Origin of the sequence: Bacillus sp. ISL-78 (assembly GCF_018613455.1) — a bacterium.
GTDB classification, from domain to species: Bacteria; Bacillota; Bacilli; order Bacillales; family DSM-1321; genus Peribacillus; species Peribacillus frigoritolerans.
The window spans coordinates 10,071-15,907 of sequence record NZ_JAGGQC010000006.1 but is presented as its reverse complement, the minus strand read 5'-3'; the positions used below and the strand labels follow the sequence as shown (position 1 = coordinate 15,907).

5 protein-coding genes are annotated in these 5,837 nt (G+C 37.3%); 2 read left to right on the top strand and 3 right to left on the bottom strand.

What is annotated here, in order from left to right; genetic code table 11:
* Window positions 1–182: 182 nt before the first annotated feature.
* The gene (locus tag J7I96_RS08700; protein WP_251025460.1) at window positions 183–482 is read right to left on the bottom strand and encodes a hypothetical protein; all 300 of its coding nucleotides are present in this window, start codon (window positions 480–482) and stop codon (window positions 183–185) included.
* Window positions 483–859: 377 nt separating this feature from the next.
* On the opposite strand from J7I96_RS08700, the gene mobQ reads away from it, so the two are divergent.
* Window positions 860–2,803, top strand: a complete 1,944-nt coding sequence (mobQ, locus tag J7I96_RS08695) for a MobQ family relaxase (RefSeq protein ID WP_214925023.1) — start codon at window positions 860–862, stop codon at window positions 2,801–2,803.
* 253 nt (window positions 2,804–3,056) lie between these two features.
* On the opposite strand, the gene J7I96_RS08690 is transcribed toward mobQ, so the two are convergent.
* Window positions 3,057–4,016 (bottom strand): hypothetical protein, encoded by a 960-nt coding sequence (locus J7I96_RS08690; RefSeq protein ID WP_214774240.1) that lies wholly within the window; start codon window positions 4,014–4,016, stop codon window positions 3,057–3,059.
* Window positions 4,017–4,105: 89 nt separating this feature from the next.
* Here J7I96_RS08690 and J7I96_RS08685 point away from each other — a divergent pair, with 89 nt between their 5' ends.
* Window positions 4,106–4,330, top strand: a complete 225-nt coding sequence (locus J7I96_RS08685) for a hypothetical protein (protein ID WP_214925015.1) — start codon at window positions 4,106–4,108, stop codon at window positions 4,328–4,330.
* A 531-nt stretch (window positions 4,331–4,861) separates the two neighbouring features.
* Here J7I96_RS08685 and J7I96_RS08680 read toward each other — a convergent pair.
* Window positions 4,862–5,431, bottom strand: a complete 570-nt coding sequence (locus J7I96_RS08680) for a tyrosine-type recombinase/integrase (protein WP_214774273.1) — start codon at window positions 5,429–5,431, stop codon at window positions 4,862–4,864.
* Between the last annotated feature and the right edge of the window lie 406 nt (window positions 5,432–5,837).

Below are 5,837 nucleotides of genomic sequence, written 5' to 3'. Positions count from 1 at the left end.
TGTAATCGTCGAACCTCCTGGAAGCCCTTTTGGGGAAGAGGGGGAACCACTTTCCTCCATGTCAAACGTGTAAAAAGAGCCTTTCTGACATAAGGGGCCTACAGGTTTTCCAGTTACCGTCATTTTATGTGGCATGCTCATTGTCCTCCTTTAGCGTTTTAAATAAACAGGGGGAAACCCCGTTATTTTTTCTGAAGCTCTCTTTCTTTTTCGTTTTTCAACTCTTCTATGGAAAGTTTCAATAGATCCTCTTTTCGATTAGTGACCACTTTTTTTAATCCCCATGCGATTTTTTCAGCTTCCTCCTTGCTTGTAATCTCAAAGTGATGTTCAAAAATGGCCCCGATCTCAATCAATCGTTTCGTCCGTTCTTTTCGTTCTTTTTGTTTGATTCGACTCTCCACTTGCTGTTTTTGCGCCTTCATTTTCTCCATTTTTTCTTCTAACTCTTGTAATCTCTCACTATCCGTTTTACGAGCCATAAAACCAAACCCTCTCTTCATTCCCATAATTTTCTTTAAGTATAGCTAAATAGGTGATAGAATACTAGACAAAAGGCAAGAATCGCCACAATGAGTGTGGCATTGATTCCCTGAGATCGAAGAGCAAAGGGCGCACTTATACAAACTTCGTTTGTGTGCGGTTGCTTCGCAACGGAAAAGCATATTCGCTAGGGAGCGAATACAAAAATACAAACCCTCCATTCGGCTACAGGCCGAATGGAAAGGAAGTATCCGTCTACGGGACGGATACAAAAAGTCATCGCCGTATCGGCGAAAACGAAATGAAACAGGAACCATCTTCGATGCTTTCTGTTTCATTTCGTACCTATCAAACCCATTAAAGGAGGTGCTCGATCATGGCCATTTACCATTTCTCTGCACAAGTGATTTCAAGAAGCAAAGGTCAATCAGCTGTTGCTTCGGCTGCCTATCGTTCTGGTGAACGATTAACAGATGAACGAACAGATGAAACCAAGTTCTATAAAAGAGAGGTGCAACCAGAAACCATGATTCTTGCGCCTTCTCAGTCTCCAGAATGGGTACAAGATCGGCAACAACTTTGGAATGAAGTGGAGAAAGCCGAAACAAGAAAAAACTCACAAGTGGCTAGAGAAATTAATATCGCTTTACCTAGGGAATTATCCCATCAAGAACAGGTTGAGTTAATTCGTGGGTATGTTCAAAAAGAATTCGTGGATCAAGGTATGATTGCCGATGTAGCGATTCACCGTGACGACAAAGAAAATCCCCATGCCCATGTGATGTTGACCACTCGCGAAATTTCCAAAGACGGATTCACCGTTAAAAATCGTGACTGGAACAAAAAAGAATTATTGGTGCAATGGCGTGAACAGTGGGCAGAACATGCTAATAAATCCTTAGAACGTGAAGGTATTCAGGACCGTATCTCCCATGAATCCCATGAAAAACGAAACCTGATTATTTTTCCAACGGTCCATCTTGGCCATGTGGCTCACGAAATGGAAAAGCGTGGGGTCCAAACGGACCGAGGAACGATCAATCGTGATCGCCAAGAATATAATCGTCTTGTCGTGAATCTCCAAAAATACCGGGAAGAAAAGAAAGCCCTGCAACAAGAAAAAGCATGGAGGCAAGAACAACGGCAAAAATCCGAACGATTCAACACGCCTGCCGAACGTGTTCACTTACAAGAAGCTTCTAAGCTTTTGAACTTGGATCGTGAACCTACCTTGAAAGAAATCTTTGTAAAACGTAAGGAGCTCGATCAGTGGGAGAATCAAGTACATAACGATGACCAACAGATTCGATGGAAAGATGAAACCATCCGAGGCGCTTCTGAAACCTACCGTTGGATTCATATTTTTGAAAATCAACGCCAGCAAGCCCAGCAACAATTGGAAACAATCAATTGGATGAATCCCTTTAAACTAAAGGAAAATCGAATGACAAAGGAACAAGCCGAACTGGAAATGTCCAAGGCGGAAGACCAAATAACATTGCGTGATAAAACACTACACAGCTACCGTGAAAAGCTTGGCTTCCATACCGAAAAAGAATTTCACCAGATGCAAAGTCAATATCAAACGGATTATCCTGGGCTACTAGAGAAAAATCGACAGACACGTGGACAAATCAATCGGGAAAGAGACGTCTTAAAAAAGGCTGAGACAGCCCACCAGAACGCTTTTGTACGTCAAGTGGCCTCTTTATATCCTGAACGTCCTGAAATGCTCCATATAAGCCTTGAAACGGCTAAAAAGCTTATGGACATTAATCAAGCAAACGGAAATAAAGTGGTCCCACTTGAGACCATCCAGAAAACGTTACATAACCGTAAAGAGGAAATTCAAAGGCTCCAGGGTGAATTGAATCGTGTGAATCAGCATCGGTCTCGCCTGCAGCGTGCTGAAGGCTATCTGGAAAATTATGAAACGCAGCATGCCGTTGTTGAAAAAATCGAGAACAATCCTTTCTTGAAAGGAAAATTGCTTGTTTCAAAATCAGCTAAACAAGAATATGAACAGGCTATTTCTACACGAGAAAACTCCCAAGATTCGATGAAGAAAGAAGGCGTTTCTGGAAGAAAGGACCTTGAAAAACAGTTCCATACTTTAGGGAAAATGGAAGCTAGAGTTCCTGCATTTAAAGATCAGATTCAATCACAAGAAAAGGGCCTCGGCCTATTAGAGGGCATTATGAATGGCGTTGAACAGGCAGGAAGGGACATGCAGAGAGAACAAAAACAGCAGCGACAAAGTCCATTACCTGTTAGGAGAAATGAGAAAAACCGTAAGCGTGGTTGGGAAATGGAGAGATAAAATATTTACTGTACTATTCGTTGTAGTATAGCGCCCTTGTTTGAGGTGGATTGATCGCTGGGTAAATAAAAGGAGAGTCTAATTTAGACTCTCCTTTTGGTAATTTTGTTAATTATTTTTCTTAGTTCTTTCAGTGAATTTTTCTATAAGAAAAAAATAATTAACTTTGTTATAACAGAAACAACCAAGACGTCAATAAAATAAATGTTTTATCGCTTATTCTATTAAACTTATTTACCCATATATCCCATTGTTACTTCTTCTTCTTTTTCTTTATAAATTTATTACACGCATAAAGCCCTGCAACACCAGTTATTTCTGCTGCTAATGATTTAAGAGCAGATCCACCTACTCTCAGTTTTTCCTCCCAAGTTGTCGCTTGTGTAATAAGCTTTGCTGTTTCTTTGAAACCACCTAATGCATTTATATATTTTTTAACTTTAATAAGTTTTGCAGCTACTAAAAGATTAGAACCTACAAACCATGTTAAAGCTGCTGAACATGCCCCAATTGCAACCCAATCAGGGTCTGCTAATACAGGAAACGCTGTATTTTTATTAAATTCAACTACTTGTATTAAAGAATTATCTATAATTTCATAATGAGTTGGTACATCATTACCATTAGCATCTTTAGCCCAAGCTTCTCCAAATATACTTTGAATGATATTATTTTCATCAACTACAAAAACCTCTTCAATATCATCTTCCAGTGCTAATTCTTCTCCAAAATAGTCGGAAGAGAATACTAATTTATGACCTTCTGGTAAATCTAGTTTAAAATCATATTTTTTAGGTGCATTTTCATTATTAATACTAACAACACTTCTTACTCCAACGTCAGTAGGTTGAATTACTAAGTCTACATTTTCATTACCATTATATTGATAGCTGCCATCCTTTGTTACTACTGGATTACCAATCTTCATTTCATTTGGTATACCAATTTTAATATCTGGTTCATTATCAAGATCACTACTTACAATAATTTCATTGAGAAATTGATCTGGTAGTTTAATAGTATTAATATCATTATTAATAGAACCATCATCATCTGCTTTTACTAATTCTTCTGTTCCAGTAATTTCTTCAACTGCCTTTGCTGCATCAATTTCATCAGGTGTTGTTGCTTGTACATTTGAATGAATAAAGACTATAGATGTAAATAATACCAAACTCAGGAATACCATAAAGATTTTATTGAAAATTTTCATTAACTAAATACCTCTTCTCATATATTTGTTATTATTGTATAATAATGTATATTCAGTGTAAATATTTCCCTTCAGAAAAGGTGATGAATATGAATCAAATTTTTAATTACACGACCATATTAACAATCTTTATTTTTATTTTATTTAGTGCAAATATGATTAAACAAACAACGTTTGTATTTCTATTTATTCCTTTGAGTCTTTGTATGTTAGCTGTGGGAGTAATTCAATTTAAAAGAACTATAAAAAAAAGAAATAATATTGATGAAGAAGCAAATACATTCAAGGCTTTGTTAGAAAAAAGAATCAAATAAAGAGAGCCACTTTTTTAGTGGCTCTCTTTATTTGATTCTACTGGTTGGCTATTAGTGTTTTTCAAGGTCTTGGCTATACTTACGTGGGTTGACTCAGGCTTTTTTAGGTTCTTACTGCTTTTACATAGTCTTCAATTATAAAAGCCATAAAATAACATGATGAAAAGCTTAAAATACATAGCAATATTAATTGGATTAATTTTTTTGATTTATTGAAGGAATGTCGGGAAATAAGTTCCTCTATTTCAGAAAAATCTAGAAACAAAACTCATGACAATGAGTATAGTAATTAGCGCAGGCTCTCATTCCACTATGAAATGAGGTATGCCCAATCGGTGTTTTTAATCAAATTATTATAGGTATTATCGTGGGGATTATTGTAGATCTTTTCAATCACTGGATAAGTAAGAAATAGTGCTCGTTGGGTCTGTCGGTTAATTCAGTTGTTTGAATTAATCGGAGCTCAAAACAAGTAAAATTATAAAAAAATCTCAATTTTAGTACCTTTAATACATAAACCACACTCGAACGTTAGTGAAAGACACTAAATGTTTTCAATACGTTATTCGTTTCTTCTTCGGTAATGCCGATATAGCGTAAGGTGACAGAAGGATGGGAATGATGCAGGATTCGTTGTAACATGGCAATATCCTTCGTAGCCTTGTAAAACCAATAACCAAACGTTTTTCTTAAAGTATGGTTGCCGACATGTTCCACCCCAGCGAACTCTGCAGCCTTATTTAACTGTCGGTAGGCCTGAGTAGGGGTAATGGGGCGTTCTCCCTTTCTAGACGGGAATAAATAGGGGCTCTGGACGTTTTTGGCATAGTCGTAGACCTCCTGGAAACAGTTCGCGATATACATATCGCGGATTTTTTGTGTTTTTCCTTCTTTAACCCGGAGAATCTTGTTTTGTTTGCCTTTAAGGTCCAGGATTTGTTTCGTGGTTAGCTTGAGCAGATCTCCGACGCGCAGGCCGGTCTCGCAGCCTACGACAAATAGGATGTAATCACGCTCCGAACAATGGCGCTTCAGCGCCCATTTCATATCTTCTAACTGCTGCTGATCCCGGATCGGCTGCACATCTTTTGGTTGCGTCATCTTCATCGACCTTTCTTCTATCCTCAAAAATCTGGATTCAAAACCCTTATGTACCAATGATTTGAATGTACGATTTTTTTCTCTTATTACAGTATAAAGAGAAAAGACGAAAAAAGTCAATGAAATCAGGGTTTTGAAAGTACGATAATTTATATTATCGTACATTCAAATTCAAGAAAAAAAACTCCTTTATTCAGCTAAGGGGGCAGAATAGCCCTATAAAATATTGATTATACTTAGATTAAATAAAAAAAGCCCGATCAATAAAAAAAAGTACCTTGATCAAGTACGGTATCAAAGTACTTTCCATTTAACAAACTACCAATTACCCCAAAAGCAATTATCCCAAAAGTCATTATCGCAGCGTTTTTTCTTACAACAATCTTTGTGATGGTCGTCATCGCAG